Origin of the sequence: Legionella pneumophila subsp. pneumophila str. Philadelphia 1 (genome assembly GCF_000008485.1) — a bacterium.
GTDB lineage: Bacteria > Pseudomonadota > Gammaproteobacteria > Legionellales > Legionellaceae > Legionella > Legionella pneumophila.
The window spans coordinates 1584504-1600699 of record NC_002942.5 but is presented as its reverse complement, the minus strand read 5'-3'; the positions used below and the strand labels follow the sequence as shown (position 1 = coordinate 1600699).

Here is a 16196-nt window from a genome sequence, read left to right as displayed (position 1 = left end):
TTTTTTTATTTTTTGTTATGATAATCATTGCTTAATGACTTAAGCTGAATCCTATTTTCTACTCACTTGTTTCCACTTTCCCGCATACATTTCATTCATGGTTTCTATTTTAGAAAAGTCCCATAACCTATTTAAAGGATCAGACTGATCAACGAACAAACTAAGAGGCTCACCTTGATTATATATAGGATTTTTAACAGCTGAGCTAGAGGCTGCTGGATAATAGAAGAAGACTAAAGAATTTCTTACATCTTTTTTCTTTGCCTCAACTACCTGATGCCAAGGACTAACAATTTTTCCACCAGTCCAAGCTGATAAAAAATCTCCAAAATTAACTATAAGGCAATCTTCCATTTCAGGGATTATGTTTTGAAAGTTACCCTCATTATCTCTATATTGGTACCCATCTGCATCTGCATATACCAAAGTAATCAGGTTCCAATCTGTGTGAAGCGAATTTGCTCCTGTATTAGGAGGGTCAAATTCTGTCTTTTTGTAATACCTGAAGCTTCGTAACAACGATTGAAAATCTGAAGATTCATCGATCGGTAAGACAGTTTTTCCATTGAAGAGGATGATTTCAATTAACCTGGATAATTTTTTTGCTGCATTGGCAAAATCTTTTATCAATCCATTAATATCATCTGGGTTGATATAACCATGATCAGGATAGATATTGGGAGCAACTAATGATAAATTTGAGGCATCTGAATCCGGGATTTCATTATCAGGCCACCCAAACGAGTAAGATTCCTTTTTTTCAAATACATCAACAAGACCACTTTCTACACCCAGTGGAAAATAGCCTCTGGTTGCACCACCGCCAGAAATTTGTCCGGAAATATCGATTTTAGTTTTAAAATCCAAATTGTAAAATGTGTCCAGATCAGATAAAACTTTCGCTAATCTTTTGAAATTTACCGGCGAATTTTTTAGAATAAAAGTACCAATCTGGAAAGCCTCTTCAAGATATTCCAGACTCTTCACCGGATCATTTAAATCAACAGTAATAACAGACTTATCATTGTTTTTCATCTTTCTCATTATTTCCTGTTAAGAACTTTTTAAACCATGAATAACTATCTAATGTAACTATCAATATCAACCATACTTTAATTTACAATACTATCTTAAGGAGTGAAGACAGATTTTTCCTCTAGTGTTTGCTTCTTATCTTTATTTGAGAAAAATTGAAAACCTGCCCTCGATTTTGAGTTTGACTCTGTAATTAATTTATATTGTTGAAGAGCTTTGCTATTAGGTATTGCAGCAAATACCGCTTTTTCAAGTCTTTGAAGCTGTAAAATATTGCATTCCCCTTTCTTCTTAATGCTGAAGTATAGTTCAAATATCTTATCAATTATTTCCTCTGTAGATTGAGCATTAAATATTTTATTAATTAGAGAATTCCTATAATTATCATTAGTTATATGTCGAATATTATATAGAACTTGAATTTGATATATATCAATACCATATCGCCCCATCCCCCTGGCCCATTCTTGCTCAATCGCTGCCTGAAACAACGTATGTAGAAGAATTTCTGCATCACTGGCATATCTTCCTTGTAAAACCCATGCTGAGCCTAGCAAAACTCGACCTAGCATCACTTCAAATTCAATTGGAACTTCCCCTAATTGTTTTTTAATTTTTTCAAGAATACTTTGTACACTGTAATGTGGCTCACCGACAACCTTATAACCTAATTGGTTTATATCATGATTTGTAATAGTAGCTACCATTCCGCTATACCCAAACTGGAATTCCTTTGGTGTATTGACCTCTCTAATAATACACGACACTGCATCTACGTTATAAGTTTCAATATTGCGTGGCTTTCCTTGATACACCAATCTATTAGCCTTCGTTTTATAAACTATTCGTGTGAGACATTCATTCTGAATTTCCGAGATATTTTTTGTATTACCAGATATTTGATCACCATCACCATAGCCGTCTTCATGTGATAACATTAAAGTTTTAAATTCAACTTTCAAGTTTGAATCAGCATCCTTTATCGCTTTAACAATGCGCTCTATAAAATCAGGCTTATTACGCAAACCAAAGCCTGAACCAATGTTTTCCACTGATGCAGCAGGGCAGCACATATTAATACCAATACGAATTTTATGATGAAACTCTTTGGGCACCATTCTTTTTAACATGAGAATAGCAAGCTTTGTTGTTTCTTCTAATTTATTGCCGTGCTCACCATAAAAAAAGTCAAAATCTTCTTGCTTGGAAAATTCATTGGGGATAGCCAACTGAAAAACAAACTCTTTAGCCTTTTCTAATTCCTGACGACTAAATTGCAATCGATAAAAGCTTTTTGTTGCATCTGAATGATTAAGTGTTTGCTCCAAGGACGCTAACGGTGTGCTCATAAACCGTCTATTGAAAATTTCAGCTATTACAATCATTTCACTATAAACTGTGCTTTTGAAAAACCCATTTAACCAATACTGTCGGGCGCCAGGCCCGCTTCCTCTTACCATTGGTGCCGTTGAAACATGAGACATTAACTCGGATTGTTGATCGGATAAAAGATTTAAATCAGTTAATGCAGGTTTGTACTCTGTCGAGGGTTCTCCGAAAATTAAAACATCGTCAAGCAACTCCCATGACAGGAGTTCTCCTGTTTTAAAATTTGCATGAAAAACATCAACTACCTTAGTTTGCTGTTGATGTCCCTTAATTAGAATATGAAGCTTCTGTTTTTCGTAAATGGCTGGTACCACAGAAAAACAATCTCCTCTGAGTGAGGAGTTTGTTTTTATCACAGCCAATATTGGCTGTCTGTTTAAACCATTCTCAAAACCATTTGGCGTTTTAAAAAAAGATTCATCTAAAGTTAAGTAAATATTCTTTTTATCTGTTGATAGCTTTTTTGGAGCATTTCTATTTAATTCAACACTAAAGACAGGTTCCTCTTTAAAATAAGAGGTAGGATCATAGTTGAATATTTCCGGGTAATTTTTTGTTAATAACCCCAATATTTTATTGGTTGAACGTCCATTAAAAAAATTTGCCTCAGCATGCCGCTGCCAGGGAGTAAAAGATCTAAGTGGTTGCTGCATAACAGTGTCAGGCAATAAATCGTCATAAATAGCATTCCATCTAAGTGTTAATTGAGAGGTAACATGACCTGCACCATCTATGTGTAGTAGATATTTACGAAATTTAGTATCAAAACAAATGGAAAGTCCGTCTTCATTTGAGTCATCTTTCAACAATACTAGCCATGATGATTTTCTTTCATCTCTCCCCTTAACATGATCAGTTCGATAAACAATGCTGCCTGGATCAAGTTCCCCCTCGTCATTAATTGGAAAATTGGGCGCTCCGAGTTTGACATAAATAGGATGGAAAGTTTCATATGTTTCTCGTTGAACACGACTTAAACCCAGGTTAGATTGTACAGCACTGCGTATTTTTTCCATCATATTATTAAATTTATGCAAATTCTCAGACTTTCCCTCTTCTCCTTCAGATATACTACAAATAAGTGCTTGCAAGGATTTAGCACAAAATTCAATTTTTTGCTCTCTTTGTATCGCATCAGAAGGTGGAATAACTCTGTTAAGGTGAAAATTTTCATTCTCGAGATGACCTGTTAAATACTCAGTGGCCCGGTCATAAAAAGCATGCGATACGCCTTTGACTTTCCTGATTTCATCTGCCGAAAGATTACTAAAAATAGCATTTATAATATTTGACTTGTCTAATATCATTTTTTCTTTCATTTACAACATTCTCTTTTTGACGCGTTATCGCAATTTCAATTCACCTTCAATTTTTTCTGCACCCAATGATCAGTCTTGAAATAATATTTTCAAAATTTTATAAATTATGGGCATAGCAAAGAAAAAACTCAGGCCTTGCCGTATTCGAATATCCTCTCAAGCCATATTTACACACAAATGTGATTAAGCTTTTTTGTTCGGGGACTATTTCTACTCTTTGATAAAGCCTTACGTAGAGACGAGAAGCAATGCTGCTGTCCAATTAGAAAAGGAATTGGGAATTTAACTTTATTCTGCATTTAAGTACTCTCTTGTATAAAAACATAAAGAATACTTAAAGTAACATTCAGAGAATATCCGTAAAATCACGGATAAAATAGCTATTTATCTTGTAATTATTCCGTTCAATTGAAGAATCAATTCAGCTTTATTATCACATCCCAATTTTGTTTTTAATTGATTAACGTGGGTTTCAACAGTTCTAGCTGATAATTGGAGTATTTTCCCAATTTCCTTATAACTCATTCCTTGCAATAAGAGTTTTGCACAGTCCTTTTGACGAGGAGAAAGAAGGGATCTTTTTAATTCCTTATTAATTTTGTTGCTCTGACAACAAGTAGCATTATAGGGGAGTATTATTTTATTTTTTTCGAATTGACTTATTATTGAATTAAATTGATCTTTAAAGTAAAGACTATATTGTTCTAGAACATCCAGATTATTGAGATAAAAGTTATTAACAATACTTGTATTATCACGTGTACTTGCAAAACAAAAATATTCTATAGAATCATGGTTTATTTTAGCAATAGATATACCATTGGCCATGTTGAAATTTATTGCTGCATCTTGGAGCATCAAAGGACAGTCATCCGTTAGCCATAAATAATAATTCAGCGGTTTTTTTAAATAGGATTCTGGAATAGTCAGTGTCTCCAGATAGTTCATTTTAAAATAATGCTCAGTCCATTTTTGGTCTGTGGAGAGTCTAATGACAGTACTATCAAAGTAAATTCGATAATAATTAAAGACTGTCATACCATGTTTTATGAGCAAAGGTTGCATGATATTTTTTATATCTTCACAGGTAGTCAAGGCAAAGTGATTTTCCATATGCCTTAAAACATTTGATGAATTAGGCATTACTTCTCTTTTCAAACTCATGGGCAAATAATCTTGCGTAGATTTTCAGATCTGGATTCAGCATTTTTTGGAAAGCCATGTAAATTGCTCCAGTGCTTCTTCAGATGTTAAATTTTCGTTCCCTAAAATTTCTTCAACTTTGAATATGTTTATACATGTGAGGATAGGATTAATCAAAAATAACTGTCCAGAAAGTCATCATTCTTTTCAAGACAGTTGATATAGTGAATACAACGAAATCTAACATCTGATTTTAAATCATTTAAGACAATTCGTTGGGTAATGAATCAAGAAATTCAGTCACTTCTTTTGGGGTAAGTTCATAAAACTGCCCTCTGGATAAAAATCTGGGCATTGTAAGCATGCCATAACGGATTCTTATTAATCGACTAACCTCAACACCTTGAGACTCCCACAATCGACGTACTTCTCTATTTCTTCCTTCATTAAGGGTCACATGGTACCAGGAATTTGTTCCTTCTCCTCCACGAAATTGAATTTTGGTAAATTTTGCCAAACCATCATCCAACATAACCCCTTTCAATAAGTTATTTAAAGATTCCTGGCTGACTTGACCATGAACTCGTACGGCATACTCTCTTTCCAAACCATACTTGGGATGCATGAGTTGGTTAGCCAATTCGCCATTATTAGTAAAAATGAGCAAGCCGGAAGTATTTAAATCCAAGCGCCCCACTTGCACCCAACGCCCCTGTCTAAGATGCGGTAAATTATCAAATACTGTTTTTTCAAATTTTGGATCATGTCGACTGGATACTTCACCGACAGGTTTATGGTAAAGAAGAACCCGGATGTTTTGTTTGCTTTTTAAAGGGTTGGGAATCAACTTTCCTTTGACGCTAATTTTATCACTAGGGCCAGCGGAATCTCCCAGTTTAGCTGGTTTGCCATTAACCTGCACCCAACCATTATCAATCCACCGCTCCATTTCACGACGAGATCCAAGTCCGGCTTGACTTAATATTTTCTGTAATCTTTCACTGCTCATTTTGCGTACACTCTTTTATAGGTTGGGTTGCCTCGTGCAAGGTTAATGTATCCATTATTTCAGGTAAGGGAGGAAGTTCACTTAAGTAATTTAAGTTAAAGTAATTTAAAAATTCTTTTGTCGTTGTATAAACAGCTGGCTTTCCTACTACATCCTTATAGCCTGCTATACGAATCCATTCCCTTTCCATTAACGTTTTTATAATCTGGCTGTTAACGGCAACTCCTCTAATGTCTTCAATATCAGCGCGCGTAACAGGTTGCTTGTAAGCAATTATTGCCAAAGTTTCAAGCAGTGCGCGCGAATACTTTGCTGGCTTCTCGATTTGGAGACGAGCAACCCAAGTGGCATATTTGGATTTTGTTTGTACCTTAAAACCACCTGCAACCTGGATAAGCTCAAAAGCACGGTAAGAATAATCTACCTTTAAGCTCTCTATTATAGCCTGCAAATCTTCTAGTGTTGGTCTTTGCCACTCATCAAAGGTTTCTTGTATTTTTTCTAAAGTAACGGGCTCATTACTGGATAATACCAAAGCTTCAACAATATTTTTTAATTCATTGTCAATCATCTCATGCAGCCTGCAAATGTATAGGTGAAAATGGCTGAGTTTGCGTAATGATCAATAAAGACTGCTTAGCCAGTTCAAGAATAGCTAAAAAACTCACAACCAATCCCATCCTTCCCTCTTCAAGAGTATATAATTGGCCAAATTCCAAAATTTTTTGATGCTGCAATTGAAAGAGAATACGACTCATTCGTTCACGAACAGACATTAATTCCCTGGAAACTTGATGTTTGGAATAATGCTCTTCACGTTTTAGCAAAATTTTCATAGCCTCGACTAACTCAGATAACTCAACTTCAGGATAAACTTTAATTGCTTCAACCTCGTCTGGATTAACCTGAATTGTAAAATTATCTCTGTCTTGTCTTGGCAATCCATCCAATAATTCAGCCGCTTGTTTTATTTGCTCATAAGCTTGCAACTGTCTTACCAGAGTCATACGTGGATCTTCTTCCTCCTCCTCTGAATCTGGTGTAACTGGCAATAATAAACGTGACTTGATTTCAGCTAACATGGCAGCCATTAATAAATACTCGGCAGCCAGCTCCATTCTTCGATTTTCCATGAGCTGGATATATTGTAAATACTGGTTGGTTATACTTGTCATGGGAATATCAAGAATATCAATATTTTGCTTGCGGATTAAATACAGCAATAAATCTAATGGCCCGGTAAAAGAATCCAGTAATACCTCCAATGCATCAGGAGGAATATATAAATCCTCTGGAAACTGAGTAATTTCCTTACCATCCACCACCGCTTTGACTACAGGCGCAGGCTGCAAATCGATATTCATTAATAATCAAGCCCCATGACTTCTCTGACCGTATTTAAAGTCTTGTTTCCTTCTTCTCTGGCCGCTTCGCTTCCTTCCGCTACAATACGTTTTACCGAACCTAAATCAGCTTCATAATCTGAAATCGCTTCCTGTATTGGTTTAAGTTCTTGATGGATAGCACCAATCACTGGTCTCTTACAGTCAACGCAACCAATTCCTGCTGTTCGGCAACCTTTTTGCACCCAATCTTTTACTTCCTCATTAGAATACACTTTATGGAATTGCCAAACAGGACATTTTTCAGGCTCTCCTGGATCTGTACGTTTAACACGCGCCGGATCCGTGGGCATAGTCAGAATTTTCTTTTCAACTAAAGCTGGCTCATCTCTTAGCATGATCGTATTATGGTAAGATTTGGACATTTTCTGCCCATCAAGACCAGGCATTTTTGCAGTTTCCGTAAGCAAAGGCTGTGGTTCGTTTAATATAATTTTGCCACTTCCTTCCAAATATCCCAACAATCGCTCTTTATCTCCAATCGACAAATTAGGCTGATCTTCTAAAAGCGCTTGTGCTGTCTTAATCGATTCGTGGATGCCATGCTCCTGAAATTGTCTGCGTAATTCGGTATAAATTTTCCCATTCTTTTTACCCATCTTTTTGATTGCTGCAGCAGCCAGCTCCTCAAAATTAGCCTCTCTACCATAAAGATAGTTAAATCTTCGGGCTATTTCTCGTGTTAACTCAATATGAGCCACTTGGTCTTCACCCACTGGAACATAATCCGCGTGGTATAAAAGTACATCAGCACTTTGTAGTAATGGATATCCCAAAAAACCATAGGTTGATAAATCTTTTTCTTTTAATTTCTCCTGCTGATCTTTATAAGTAGGAACTCGCTCCAACCAACCTAAAGGAGTGATCATGGACAAAAGTAAATGTAATTCAGCATGCTCTGGAACCCAGGATTGAATAAATATCTTACACAAGCCTGGATTAACTCCACAAGCTAGCCAATCAATAATCATATCCCAGAGGTGTTTTTCAATAAAATTGGGGTCTTCATATTGTGTTGTTAGGCCATGCCAATCTGCTGCAAAAAAGAAACAATCGTATTGATGTTGTAATTTTATCCAATTTTTTAAAACACCATGATAATGACCTAAATGCAATCTTCCACTGACCCGCATTCCAGAAACGACTCGCTTATTGGAAGTAAACAGTGCTGACATCAATTTCCTCTTCTTGTTATAAATTAATCAATTATTTCAAATACAAAAATTTCTTTATTCCCTGAATTCTAACCTGATGCTTGCTTCAATCATATTTTATCCAAATTTTATCAAGATTAGAGACATGAGATTAATAATCAAAAGCTAACTGGACAAAATAAAATTCAATGGTGTCAGCTCTAGTCTGGTAGGAGCACATAAAATTCTCTTTTACTAAATACTAACAAAACCGCGACTGTATTCCATTACTTAAAGGGTTCAGGATCTCCTTTTCCCTCTCTTATAATTATCGGATAATCTCCAGTTAAATCTACTACTGTAGTGGGTTCATGACCACAATTTCCACCATCAATTATTAAATCAATTTGGTTGCCTAATAAATCTTTAATTGCTTCAGGCTCGCTTAATGGCGCTTCAGCTCCTGGTAAAATTAAAGTGGTGCTCATTAAAGGGGCTTCCAGACACTCCAATAAAGACAAAGTAATCGTGTTATCAGGTACTCTTAACCCCAATGTTCTTCGTTTTGGGTGGAGCATCAAACGAGGCACTTCATGTGTAGCATTAAGAATAAAGGTATAAGAGCCTGGAGTAAAAGCCTTCAATAATCTAAAAATTGGATTAGAAACCTTTGCATAAGTACCTAACTGGGATAAGTCACGACAAACCAGGGTCATATTATGATGCTTATCCAATTGGCGTAAGCGGCGAATACGCTCCAGGGCTGATTTATTGCCCAAACTACAGCCCAAAGCATAGCCAGAATCTGTCGGGTAAACGATAAGCCCCCCTTCTTCAATAATTGAAACTGCTTTTCTCAACAAGCGTGCTTGAGGATTATCTGGATGTAAAGCAAAAAACTGACTCATAAAGTCCCCTGTTTCATGTTCCATTCTTGCCAAATAGGCGTGCATATTATTGGTAATTGTCTCTGGCGCCCCAGATTTATACAAGATTGAGCGTCACTATGGTAATCTGATCCTGATGAAGCGAGCAAATGAAATCGCTCACACATCCCGGCCATTTCTTGAATTTGTACAGTTGTCATTTCTCCAGAAACGACTTCCATGCCAACACCTCCAGCCTCTTTAAACTCCGTGATTAAGTCACGCAATTTTGAACGCGTCAATCCATATTTAAGTGGATGAGCAATTACAGCCTGTCCACCAGAATGAGATATACCTTTGACCGCATCGTGCATGCTAATCCATAAGGTAGGTATATAGGCGCACTTGCCTCTCCCGAGGTAATTTTTAAAAGCCGACTTCATATCTTTTGCCTTCCCTTCATTAATCAGTACTTGGGCAAAATGGGGTCGACCCACCCGTTTGTGGCCTGCCAAAAGACTGGCTTTTTCATAAGCATTGTCAATACCAACCGAATGCAAGGATTCTCCAATTTTCTCAGCACGCTCTATTCGACTTTTATTTTGATGAGCAATTAACTCTTTTAATTCTGCTGTGTGATTAATTTGGTAACCAAGTATATGAATGTCATACTTCTTCCAACGAGTACTGAGTTCTATCCCTTTAACTATTTTAATGTTTGTATGGACTGCAGCGTCATATAAAGCGTCATATCCTGCAACAGTATCATGATCAGTAAGAGATAGGCATTCAACTTGTAAAGTACTCGCTCTTTTTATTAGTTCTTCTGGAGTCAGTGCACCGTCTGAAAAAGAACTATGACAATGAAGATCGATCATAAATTGCAGCTAATTTAAAAAAATCGAAGTATAGCATAATTAACGTGAGTTCGACATAAAAGGCTTTTATGACTTTTATGTCGCTAAACGCACGTTATCCCGTAAAAAAGCAAAGCTTTTTATACGGGATCCATTCAAAATACCCAATTCTATATAAGAAAAACCAGGTAAAAATATGATGTTGTAAAGACTAAACTATCCTTTTCTTTGAACAACTTGCACAACATAGTACTTTTGCACTATTCTTTAAGTATGGTCATTAATCTTTAATAAAAACTTTGAGTAGTACATTAAACAGTGAAATAATCAAATTACCACCTCTTAATACCAGGGAACTCGCAAACCTGTGTGGGGTTTTGCACAGTAACTTAAAAATTTTAGAACAGCACTTCAAGGTTTCAATAAAGATCAAAAATCATAGCATGATAATATGTGGCCAATCAGGTGAGCATTTTGAAGAGATAAAAAAAGTATTAAAATTATTGTATCCTTTAACTAGCGAACCTATAGATACCAAAACTCTACGAGTCTTAATCAATGAGGATTATCAAACAGCAATGACTCACCATATCAGATTATCTCGAAAATCAATTTCTGCACGTAACAGCAAACAAGCCGCATATCTGGATTCTATTAATACGCATGATATTACATTTGCCGTAGGGCCGGCTGGGACTGGTAAAACCTACCTGGCTGTTTCCAAAGCAATAGAATGTTTTGAAAAAGGCGAAGTACAAAGACTTATTTTTGTAAGGCCTGCTGTAGAAGCGGGTGAAAAGCTCGGTTTTCTTCCCGGCGATCTGGTAGAAAAAGTCTTACCTTACTTAAGGCCTATCTATGACGCACTGTATGAAATGATAGGCTTTAAAGAAACTCAAAAACTGATTCAAACAGATATCATTGAAATTCTCCCATTAGCTTTCATGAGGGGCAGAACTTTAAATGAATCTTTTATTATTCTGGATGAGGCTCAAAACACCACTATCATGCAAATGAAAATGTTTTTGACACGCATGGGCTTTGGCTCTAAAACAGTCATCACAGGTGATATCACTCAAGTCGACTTGCCTAAAGGCATTGACTCGGGCCTTGCGCATGCCATTCAATTATTCAGACATTTTCCTGATATCAGCATTCATACATTTACCAGTCGTGAAGTCGTCAGACATCCTTTGGTTTCAAAAATCGTAGATTGCTATGATAATGAGATGGAAAGGATTAAAAAATGACCTATCACATTGACATACAAAATGCTACAGGGAAATTATTGCCCTTGAGTGAAGATGAAATCACCAAGCTGGCATCACTAGCTCTAAGAGATCATAAGCAGGATGCTGAGCTAACAGTTCGTCTGGTTGATGTTGAAGAAATGACTTATCTTAACCATACCTATAGAAAGAAGAACAAACCAACCAATGTTCTTGCATTTCCTTGCTCACTACCGGCGAACATTGAACTGGAATGTCCTCTTTTGGGTGACGTCGTTATTTGCCCTGAAGTGTTGCTTGCAGAAAGTGCTCAATTCAATAAATCGCTCCATGCACATTGGTCTTTAATCCTGATTCATGGAGTGTTGCATTTATTAGGGTATGATCATATAAAAGATGAAGAAGCCTCTATTATGCAAATGCTCGAAGCTAAATTACTAGCTGAATTAGGTTATGCTAATCCATATGAAGTCGAGGAAAATGAACTTGAATAAATTGGAAGATGGTGGGTCGTGGTTTTCTCGTTTAAAACAGTTCTTACAAGGAGAGCCACAAAATCAGGAAGAATTGGTCAGTTTATTAAGAGACGCGCAAATACGCTCCCTGATTAATTCAGAGACCCTCGCAATGATTGAGGGAGCTATCCTTTTCTCAAAAATGCGTGTTCGAGACATAATGCTGCCTAAAAATCAAATGGTTTGCATTAATAAGGATGATGATTTTAAGCATATTATATCTATTGTAACTCAAACGGGACATTCACGTTTTCCTGTAACGGGTGAAAATTCTGATGAAGTGGTTGGCATTTTGCACGCAAAAGATTTGTTAAAATATCAACCAGAAAATATGGAATCATTTGATTTATTGGACATCTGCCGCCAGGTAACTTTTGTACCTGAAAGCAGACGTCTTGATAGTCTGCTTAGTGAATTTCGAAGTAATAGAAATCATATGGCTATTGTTGTTGATGAATATGGAGAGGTGTCAGGTTTCGTTACCATTGAAGATATCATTGAACAAATAATCGGTGACATAGAAGATGAATTTGATATCGATGAAGACGCCTATATTAAAACACATGAAGGACACTGCTATATCATCAAAGCCCATACTCCAATAGAAGAATTTAACGAACAGCTCAACGCTGATTTTAGTGACGAAACCTATGATACAATTGGTGGCATAGTATTAAATAAATTCGGCTATTTACCTCAACGAGGTGAAGTAATAATCATAGATGATTTTGAATTTAAAGTTCTTAATGCCGATTCGAGAAGAATAAAGTTATTAGAATGTCTCGATAAAAGAAGTCCCGAGAAACTAAATTCTACTGTTGAAGGATAAGTAATTCATGAGCAGCTCTATTCTCATTATTGATGATGACACAGAACTAACAGATTTATTAACCCAATATTTGGAACCAGAAGGCTTTAATGTAGTATGTGTGCATGATGGAGAAAATGGCGTTAAAAGAGCTTTAAATCAGGTATTTGATGCCATTATACTCGACGTCATGCTGCCTAAGCTTAATGGTTTTGAAGTATTAAAGGCAATAAGAGAGCATTTGGAAACACCTGTATTGATGTTAACTGCTCGTGGTGATGATATCGATCGCATTGTTGGGTTAGAAATTGGTGCAGATGATTACTTACCTAAACCTTGTAATCCACGAGAGTTAGTTGCACGTCTGCGTGCTATTTTAAGACGCACTCAAAAAATCCCAACTCCCAAACCTATTATTGAACAACATAATATCATTGTGGATTGCTCCAAACGCCACGTGACTATGGGAGGAAAATTCCTTGAATTAACCAATGCGGAATTTAATATTTTGGAGATGTTAATCAAATCACCAGGGCAAGCATTTTCCAAAGAGGAACTCACCGAATATGCTCTGGGAAGAAAATACACTGCTTATGACCGCAGTATCGATGTTCACATCAGCAATTTGCGAAATAAATTAGGCGATAATCCTCAGGGAGAACCTTTAGTCAAAACTGTCCGCGGGTTTGGGTACATGTTTAATGCGTAGTCTGTACTGGAAAATATTTGTTTCTTTTTGGCTGGCCACCATTTTAATTATTTTTACTACGGCATGGGTTACCAGCCAAATCGCACAAAAATCATCACAACCAGCTCGAGAGGAAATGTTCATGGACAGCTATGCCAATGCAGCTGTCGCAACCTATGAGTCAGGCCAACAATCAGCACTTTTGAAATGGCTTGATAAAATAGGCCTTTCTCGTCATATGACACTGTATTTACTAACCAGCACCGGCGAAATCATTGGCGCACAGAAACCACCTGACGCCGTAAAAAAAATTTCAGAAAATTTAATAAATGATGAACTCCCAAGTGATGGCATATTTAAAACAGGGAAATTAGTCGTTAGCCATGAGATCCTATCAACTTCTGGAAAATATTACCGGCTAGCAGCTGTCAGTGAAAAGCCAATCTCTTATTTTGTGCAAATTCCATGGGCTGGACTGACAATACGTTTAACTCTGGCTATATTCATCAGTGGGCTTATCTGCTATTTACTCTCACGTTATTTAACTCAACCTTTACGCTCATTAGGCATGGCAGCAAAATCTATCGCTAAAGGAAATTTAAATACCCGGGTTGGTCGCTTCAGAGGTCATAGTAAAGATGAGATTGCGGAGTTAAGTAATGAATTCGATCGAATGGCCGAGCAATTAGAAGCGCTTGTTCATTCCAAAGAACGATTAATACAGGATATTTCCCACGAATTACGCTCTCCATTGGCTCGACTTAAAATCGCCATAGAATTAGGGAAAAAGAAAACCAAGCATTTGGCTGATAATGAATTTGCCCGCATGGAAATTGAAACATCCAGACTTAATGATTTGATAGGCGAAATTCTCGATTTTGCTCGTTTAGAAAAATCGACAACAGAACTTCATTTATCCCAAACAAATATCGCGGATTTGCTTGCACAGGTTATAAGTGATGCCAATTATGAGTTCAGTCACAATTCTATAAGAATACAAGCTGGAATAATTACACCTTGTGAATTAAATATTGACCAACGCCTAATACACAGAGCTATAGAAAATATTGTTCGTAATGCATCACACTATTCTCCTCCAGATGAAAAGGTCCTGATTTCATCAAGCTATGATAAAAACAAAGATCAAGTTTATATTGATATTAATGATAAAGGACCTGGGGTTCCCGAAGATCAACTGGAAAAAATATTTAATCCTTTCTACCGCGTGGATACCTCCAGAACAAAAAAAACCGGTGGCTATGGGCTTGGGCTCGCAATTGCAGCTAGGGCTGTAGCATTACACCAAGGAGAAATTATTGCTAAAAATAGAGAGCAAGGTGGTTTGCTTGTTCGTATCATTTTACCTGCTGATGTTAAATAGGATTTCTATATATCGAGTTCCTCCTTATTGACTAAAATTGATTTTTGACTTGCATTTTTATTATCTAATTCCGTATACATACAAATAATTATACATTTTGTTCATAATCCCAGTTTACTGGATAAAACCTATAGATTTAAGTAAAATGAATCTAAAAAATAATTGGAATGCCATTTTGTGAGCAATGATACAAAATTAAATAACGCAAGTAATTATTTCTTTATATCTGGATTTGTAATTTCAAAAATTAAATACCTTCCCATTGCCGTGGTTTCTTCCGCTCTGAATCTAATTTCACTTTTGTTTTACCTGGTTGGCTATAGCTTGTGGTTTATTGCAAGTCATTTTTACCCAGGCCAAGATAAAAAGATGCAGGAGTGGTATGAGTTTGCTCAATTTAAAGAACAATATCTTTATGCCGCAGCTCTAGGGCTCGTCGCAACATCTATCAGCATGATGGCAATCTTTTCCCCAATAATGCTTGTTCTTTCAGGATGGCTGTTTTTTGGCAGTAATATTGTTTGGACAATTGGTGAGTACAACAAATTAAATAATCCACCCAGCCATGAAGAAAATTTTTCCAAAGACCGCCAAAATGCCTATGTGTCTTATGCTTTATCCATAAGTTTAATAGGATTCATTACGGCAGTCTCAACTACTGTCGCTTTCTTTATTCCAGTAATGACTATACCCTTACTTATAGTTACAACTATTGTATGTATTGGAGTGGGAGCGTTAGCGTTTGAATATTGGATCGAATCGAAATTTGGCGACTCTCAGCCTGATATCACTATCGATGAAAGCTACAAACAAATGAGCAATGATTTGGAGAAAAAAATTACTTTGGAGCCCAATCCTACCCCAGAACCTTATCATGGAACCAGGCCACTTCACTTTACGCCACATGATGTAAAAATGAAAGAACCGTCTCCAGATCTTCAAATGGATTTATCCTCTCGTACTTGTAAACCACAGTATTAATTTAGTATATTCTGCACGCCAATGATGAGGGTGTGACAATGGATAAATTAACTTCGAACATGATTAATGAAGCGCATAAGGTGCTAGTCAACGCTTATGCCCCCTATTCCAAATTTTCAGTAGCTGCCTGTATATGCACTGATAAAAATAATTTTTATACAGGGGTCAATGTAGAAAATATTTCTTATGGGCTAACAACCTGTGCTGAAGTTTCAGCGATTTGTAATATGGTTACCGCAGGTGAGCGAAAAATTAAAAGCATTGTGGTATTAGCTGCAAACAATTTGCTATGTTCTCCTTGTGGTGCATGCCGACAAAGAATTCATGAGTTTTCATCCTCTGATACCATGGTACATCTCTGTAATAAAGAAACAATATTTCATAGTATTACCATTAATGAATTACTACCCTTGGCTTTTGATTTTAACCCTTAATCGGAC

16 protein-coding genes are annotated in these 16196 nt (G+C 36.5%); 7 read left to right on the top strand and 9 right to left on the bottom strand.

Going from position 1 to position 16196, the window contains the following annotated elements; genetic code table 11:
* Positions 1-51 precede the first annotated feature (51 nt).
* From LPG_RS07265 to LPG_RS07225, 9 genes are all read right to left on the bottom strand, one after another.
* Positions 52-1035: a 2OG-Fe(II) oxygenase family protein gene (locus LPG_RS07265; protein WP_025862361.1), complete on the bottom strand. Its 984-nt coding sequence runs from the start codon at positions 1033-1035 to the stop codon at positions 52-54.
* Between the two features lie 95 nt (positions 1036-1130).
* Positions 1131-3743, bottom strand: coding sequence for a lpg1449 family Dot/Icm T4SS effector (locus LPG_RS07260; RefSeq protein ID WP_010947178.1), 2613 nt, complete (start codon positions 3741-3743; stop codon positions 1131-1133).
* A 384-nt stretch (positions 3744-4127) separates the two neighbouring features.
* On the bottom strand, positions 4128-4886 hold the full coding sequence (locus LPG_RS07255; protein ID WP_025862362.1) for a LuxR family transcriptional regulator: 759 nt from the start codon (positions 4884-4886) through the stop codon (positions 4128-4130).
* Between the two features lie 262 nt (positions 4887-5148).
* Entirely contained in the window at positions 5149-5895 is a 747-nt protein-coding gene (rluB, locus tag LPG_RS07250; protein WP_010947176.1) for a 23S rRNA pseudouridine(2605) synthase RluB, read from the bottom strand.
* Entirely contained in the window at positions 5885-6466 is a 582-nt protein-coding gene (gene scpB, locus LPG_RS07245) for an SMC-Scp complex subunit ScpB (RefSeq protein ID WP_016356904.1), read from the bottom strand. The genes rluB and scpB overlap by 11 nt, the downstream gene beginning before the upstream one ends.
* A 1-nt stretch (position 6467) precedes the next feature.
* Complete coding sequence (locus LPG_RS07240; RefSeq protein ID WP_010947174.1) at positions 6468-7259, bottom strand: segregation and condensation protein A; 792 nt, start codon at positions 7257-7259, stop codon at positions 6468-6470.
* The gene (locus LPG_RS07235) at positions 7259-8473 is read right to left on the bottom strand and encodes a tryptophan--tRNA ligase (protein ID WP_016356903.1); all 1215 of its coding nucleotides are present in this window, start codon (positions 8471-8473) and stop codon (positions 7259-7261) included. The genes LPG_RS07240 and LPG_RS07235 overlap by 1 nt, the downstream gene beginning before the upstream one ends.
* Positions 8474-8718: 245 nt before the next feature.
* On the bottom strand, positions 8719-9339 hold the full coding sequence (locus tag LPG_RS07230) for an L-threonylcarbamoyladenylate synthase (RefSeq protein WP_011215625.1): 621 nt from the start codon (positions 9337-9339) through the stop codon (positions 8719-8721).
* The gene (locus LPG_RS07225) at positions 9336-10175 is read right to left on the bottom strand and encodes a PHP domain-containing protein (protein WP_016356902.1); all 840 of its coding nucleotides are present in this window, start codon (positions 10173-10175) and stop codon (positions 9336-9338) included. The genes LPG_RS07230 and LPG_RS07225 overlap by 4 nt, the downstream gene beginning before the upstream one ends.
* A gap of 422 nt (positions 10176-10597) precedes the next feature.
* Here LPG_RS07225 and LPG_RS07220 point away from each other — a divergent pair, with 422 nt between their 5' ends.
* The 7 genes from LPG_RS07220 (at position 10598) to cdd (ending at position 16190) form a co-directional block, all read left to right on the top strand.
* A complete protein-coding gene (locus LPG_RS07220; RefSeq protein ID WP_025862363.1) occupies positions 10598-11404 on the top strand; it encodes a PhoH family protein in 807 nt (268 codons plus the stop codon).
* Positions 11401-11877: an rRNA maturation RNase YbeY gene (ybeY, locus tag LPG_RS07215; protein ID WP_010947169.1), complete on the top strand. Its 477-nt coding sequence runs from the start codon at positions 11401-11403 to the stop codon at positions 11875-11877. Before LPG_RS07220 ends, ybeY begins: the two co-directional genes overlap by 4 nt.
* Positions 11837-12727, top strand: a complete 891-nt coding sequence (locus tag LPG_RS07210) for an HlyC/CorC family transporter (protein ID WP_010947168.1) — start codon at positions 11837-11839, stop codon at positions 12725-12727. Before ybeY ends, LPG_RS07210 begins: the two co-directional genes overlap by 41 nt.
* A 7-nt stretch (positions 12728-12734) precedes the next feature.
* A complete protein-coding gene (cpxR, locus tag LPG_RS07205; RefSeq protein ID WP_010947167.1) occupies positions 12735-13415 on the top strand; it encodes a two-component system response regulator CpxR in 681 nt (226 codons plus the stop codon).
* Positions 13408-14775, top strand: a complete 1368-nt coding sequence (gene cpxA / locus LPG_RS07200; RefSeq protein ID WP_016356901.1) for a two-component system sensor histidine kinase CpxA — start codon at positions 13408-13410, stop codon at positions 14773-14775. Before cpxR ends, cpxA begins: the two co-directional genes overlap by 8 nt.
* A 177-nt stretch (positions 14776-14952) precedes the next feature.
* Positions 14953-15756 (top strand): hypothetical protein, encoded by an 804-nt coding sequence (locus LPG_RS07195; protein ID WP_016356900.1) that lies wholly within the window; start codon positions 14953-14955, stop codon positions 15754-15756.
* 38 nt (positions 15757-15794) lie between these two features.
* Complete coding sequence (gene cdd / locus LPG_RS07190) at positions 15795-16190, top strand: cytidine deaminase (RefSeq protein WP_010947164.1); 396 nt, start codon at positions 15795-15797, stop codon at positions 16188-16190.
* Positions 16191-16196: the final 6 nt, after the last annotated feature.

Excerpts from the sequence above, each read along its gene's own strand:
- LPG_RS07265 (WP_025862361.1), bottom strand. The coding sequence starts at position 1,035 with ATGAAAAACAATGATAAGTCTGTTATTACTGTTGATTTAAATGATCCG.
- LPG_RS07260 (WP_010947178.1), bottom strand. The coding sequence starts at position 3,743 with ATGAAAGAAAAAATGATATTAGACAAGTCAAATATTATAAATGCTATT.
- LPG_RS07255 (WP_025862362.1), bottom strand. The coding sequence starts at position 4,886 with ATGCCTAATTCATCAAATGTTTTAAGGCATATGGAAAATCACTTTGCC.
- rluB (WP_010947176.1), bottom strand. The coding sequence starts at position 5,895 with ATGAGCAGTGAAAGATTACAGAAAATATTAAGTCAAGCCGGACTTGGA.
- scpB (WP_016356904.1), bottom strand. The coding sequence starts at position 6,466 with ATGATTGACAATGAATTAAAAAATATTGTTGAAGCTTTGGTATTATCC.
- LPG_RS07240 (WP_010947174.1), bottom strand. The coding sequence starts at position 7,259 with ATGAATATCGATTTGCAGCCTGCGCCTGTAGTCAAAGCGGTGGTGGAT.
- LPG_RS07235 (WP_016356903.1), bottom strand. The coding sequence starts at position 8,473 with ATGTCAGCACTGTTTACTTCCAATAAGCGAGTCGTTTCTGGAATGCGG.
- LPG_RS07230 (WP_011215625.1), bottom strand. The coding sequence starts at position 9,339 with ATGAGTCAGTTTTTTGCTTTACATCCAGATAATCCTCAAGCACGCTTG.
- LPG_RS07225 (WP_016356902.1), bottom strand. The coding sequence starts at position 10,175 with ATGATCGATCTTCATTGTCATAGTTCTTTTTCAGACGGTGCACTGACT.
- LPG_RS07220 (WP_025862363.1), top strand. The coding sequence starts at position 10,598 with ATGATAATATGTGGCCAATCAGGTGAGCATTTTGAAGAGATAAAAAAA.
- ybeY (WP_010947169.1), top strand. The coding sequence starts at position 11,401 with ATGACCTATCACATTGACATACAAAATGCTACAGGGAAATTATTGCCC.
- LPG_RS07210 (WP_010947168.1), top strand. The coding sequence starts at position 11,837 with ATGCTAATCCATATGAAGTCGAGGAAAATGAACTTGAATAAATTGGAA.
- cpxR (WP_010947167.1), top strand. The coding sequence starts at position 12,735 with ATGAGCAGCTCTATTCTCATTATTGATGATGACACAGAACTAACAGAT.
- cpxA (WP_016356901.1), top strand. The coding sequence starts at position 13,408 with ATGCGTAGTCTGTACTGGAAAATATTTGTTTCTTTTTGGCTGGCCACC.
- cdd (WP_010947164.1), top strand. The coding sequence starts at position 15,795 with ATGGATAAATTAACTTCGAACATGATTAATGAAGCGCATAAGGTGCTA.